The organism is Bacillus sp. 7884-1 (assembly GCF_002272245.1).
Classification (GTDB): domain Bacteria; phylum Bacillota; class Bacilli; order Bacillales; family Cytobacillaceae; genus Neobacillus.
In genome coordinates this window covers 1-3292 of sequence record NZ_NPDD01000233.1, presented here as the reverse complement: position 1 = coordinate 3292, position 3292 = coordinate 1, and the positions used below count along the sequence as shown (strand labels likewise).

At 35.1% G+C, this 3292-nt stretch carries 6 protein-coding genes; 4 read left to right on the top strand and 2 right to left on the bottom strand.

Annotation, left to right across the window (positions count from 1 at the left end):
• The first annotated feature begins 181 nt into the window (after positions 1-181).
• On the top strand, positions 182-346 hold the full coding sequence (gene ytzI, locus CHI06_RS25310; RefSeq protein ID WP_095251398.1) for a YtzI protein: 165 nt from the start codon (positions 182-184) through the stop codon (positions 344-346).
• A gap of 38 nt (positions 347-384) precedes the next feature.
• Here ytzI and CHI06_RS25305 read toward each other — a convergent pair whose 3' ends face one another.
• Positions 385-858, bottom strand: coding sequence for an S-ribosylhomocysteine lyase (locus CHI06_RS25305; protein ID WP_095251397.1), 474 nt, complete (start codon positions 856-858; stop codon positions 385-387).
• 140 nt (positions 859-998) lie between these two features.
• Between CHI06_RS25305 and yidD the strand changes: the two genes are divergently transcribed.
• Positions 999-1226, top strand: coding sequence for a membrane protein insertion efficiency factor YidD (gene yidD, locus CHI06_RS25300; RefSeq protein WP_095251396.1), 228 nt, complete (start codon positions 999-1001; stop codon positions 1224-1226).
• Here the strand turns inward: yidD and CHI06_RS25295 are convergent.
• Positions 1223-1786: a beta-class carbonic anhydrase gene (locus tag CHI06_RS25295; RefSeq protein WP_095251395.1), complete on the bottom strand. Its 564-nt coding sequence runs from the start codon at positions 1784-1786 to the stop codon at positions 1223-1225. The genes yidD and CHI06_RS25295 overlap by 4 nt on opposite strands.
• Positions 1787-1998: 212 nt before the next feature.
• On the opposite strand from CHI06_RS25295, the gene CHI06_RS25290 reads away from it, so the two are divergent.
• Complete coding sequence (locus tag CHI06_RS25290) at positions 1999-2931, top strand: metal ABC transporter solute-binding protein, Zn/Mn family (RefSeq protein ID WP_095251393.1); 933 nt, start codon at positions 1999-2001, stop codon at positions 2929-2931.
• Positions 2932-3023: 92 nt separating this feature from the next.
• Positions 3024-3182, top strand: coding sequence for a DUF1540 domain-containing protein (locus tag CHI06_RS25285; protein ID WP_095251392.1), 159 nt, complete (start codon positions 3024-3026; stop codon positions 3180-3182).
• The last annotated feature ends 110 nt before the right edge of the window (positions 3183-3292 follow it).

The following is a 3292-nucleotide window of genomic DNA, read 5'->3' as shown; positions in this document are numbered from 1 at the left end:
CTTAGGGGGTGGCTTATGACTCGAGTCCCAAGGAGCCACAACTAGACAAGCTTATGACCCCGAGCCCCTAGGCGCTGGAGCTGGATTCAGCCAGCAAAAAGGAACTGCATCCTGCAGTTTCTTTTTTTGGTTAAAAAAGTGTAAAACCATGCTAGAATATAAGAATACAAGGGGGGAAAATATGTATACGATATTTGTGGTAAGCATAGTTATCATTATCGTAGTGCTATTGCTTGCAGTCATTACTACTTCAAAAGCCTATTCATTTAAACATACAGTAGATCCACTCGATGATAATCCATATGTAAATAATGACAAAAAAGAGGAAAATGAAAAAAATTCATAAAAGAATTCCTATTCATTAAGAATAGGAATTCTTTTCGTTTAAGCAAATACTTGTTTTAAATCTTCTTTACTTTGCTCAAGCCAAAAACGCATTAGGCGCTTTGCTCCCTCTAAATCGTGGAGCTTCGCTTGTCCGCATTGTCTTTCGTTTGCTGCAGGAATCTCATGTTTTTCAACTGCCGTCTTCATAGTATCTTCAAGAAGGTCAATGATTTCTTCGATTGTCGGCTCACCACTAACAACTAAATAATAACCTGTTTGACAGCCCATAGGTGAAATATCGATAATATCGAAATGATCATATTTTTCAACGTGTGCACGAAGATTAAAGGCAAGGAGATGTTCTAATGTATGAATGACATCTGGCTTCATCGCCTGTTTATTCGGCTGACAAAAACGGATATCATATTTATTAACAATCCCATCGCTTCCTACCTTATGGACGCCACAATGTCTAACATAAGGTGCTTTAACGGCATTATGATCTAAATCAAAGCTTTCTACTGAAGGCATTTATCCCCACTCCTTATTAATATCTAAAACTAATCATACTATAAATTCCGAGTTTTTTCATCAACATTGTTTCATTTAACAATTTAGACGTTTTTTCTTTTATATGATATCTTTTAGTAAATTATAAAGGGAGTGCCCCTATGTTGAAAAAAATTTTTATTTCCATAATTCGATTCTACCAAGTTGCCATTTCCCCGATTAAACCGCCAAGCTGTCGTTTTTACCCTACTTGTTCCCATTATGGGTTAGAAGCCGTTCAACGGTTTGGAGCTTTCAAAGGTGGCTGGCTTACATTAAAGAGAATTCTTAAATGTCATCCCTTTCATCCAGGTGGAATTGACCCGGTGCCAGAAAAAAAGGAAATTTAACTTTGGTACCCATCAACAATTAGGTCTAATTTTCCTGTTTTTGGGTCAATAACTAACCCATGCACTGGAACACCTTCAGGCATTAATGGATGATTTCTAATTACCTCCACGCTATGTTCGACACTTTCAGTAACATTATCAAATCCATGCAGCCATTTTTTTATATTGATACCTGAATAGGTAAGCGTATCAATGGTTTCATCTTTTACCCCTCGGCTTAACATACTATTTATTACTGGTTCAGCTTTTAATCCACTCATCCCACAATCGTGGTGAGCAATGACTAGGACTTCTTCTGCTTGAAGCTGATATACAGCAATAAGAATACTTCTCATAATACTTCCGAATGGATGAGATACCAGGGCCCCAGCATTTTTAATGGTCTTTACATCCCCATTATTTAAGTTCAAAGCCTTAGGCAATAATTCCAATAATCTTGTATCCATACATGTTAAAATGACCGTTTTTTTATTCGGAAATTTTGTTGTTTCATATTTCTCATATTCACGACTTTCAACAAAATTTTGATTATAATCAAGTATTTCATTTAATAATGACATAATTATCCCACCTTTTATTTGGTTACTATAAGCATACATAAAAACTAAATGGTGTATCAACTTTATGCTTGCAATTATCGTATTTTTTTTGTAAGATACATAAGGAAATCGGAATCGTTCCGTATTATACATTTTTTAATCATTCGAATCCTAAAAATTTTTCGACTATAAATCGTAATAACTCCGGTTTATTATCTTTTAAAGGAGCAAATATGAAAAAAATTATCTTTTATCCAATACTCATTTTATTACTGTTAATGTCTGCCTGCAGTGCCGAAAAAGATGTAACACAAAAAGAGAAAGACAAAATCAGCATTTATACTACTGTATTCCCGCTTCAATATTTTACAGAGCGTATCGGAGGTAAATTCGTTACTATTAATACGATTTATCCACCAGGAGCAGATGAGCATACCTTTGAACCATCCCAAAAGGATATGATTAAACTGGCTGATTCAGACTTATTTTTCTACATCGGTTTAGGATTAGAAGGATTTGTGGAAAAAGCAAAGGAATCATTAAAAAGCGAAAACGTCTCGATGATACCAGTAGCTGAGAATTTGATATTAGAACCTGTTGAAGAGCATGAAGCACATGATGACCATGAGGATGAGGGCCATGGAGATTTTAATCCCCATGTATGGCTTGACCCCATCTATTCGAAGGAAATGGCAGCTGTAATAAGAGATTCTTTAGTTGAAAAAATGCCCCAAAATAAAGAAACCTTCGATCAAAATTATCAGCAGCTTTCAAAGGAATTAGATCAATTACATTCGAAATTTGAAAGTACCATTCAAGATTCAAAACATAGAAATATCCTAGTAACTCATGCGGCTTTTAGTTATTGGGAGCAAAGATACGGCATCGAACAAATCAGTATTTCTGGTCTATCTACAACCAATGAACCAACACAGCGAGAACTAGAAGAAATTATTACGATCGCTGACGAGCAAGGTCTCCATTATATCCTTTTCGAACAAAACGTCCAATCCAAATTAGCGGAGATTGTTCAGGAGGAAATTGGTGCAAGGGCTTTACCGGTTCATAATTTAGGAGTATTAACAAAGAAAAATATCAAGGATAACGAAACATATTTTTCACTAATGGAGCAGAACTTAGAATCACTAAAAAAAGCCTTAAACTAGTTCATTCGTTCCCTTTTACTTACAGGGATGAATAGAGGTAAAAAATCAAAAGCTATTTATGTATTATCAATGATTCTAAGGAGTGATACAAAATGGCACAAGATGTTTTATGTGAAGTTAACAACTGCTCTTATTGGGCAAAAGGAAATAAATGCAGTGCTGATAGTATTTATGTTGTCAGCCATAAAGGGAAAACAGCTGATAACAGTCAAGAAACCGATTGTAAAACATTTGAACCTTCTGATATATAGATACAATAAACCAGACATTTTTTTGTCTGGTTTTATTTTTATCGAGGCTGTGTTAAACTAGGCTGTTGATTTGCGCTCCACTAAGGAAAGCTTCTTTGAATAATCACCGC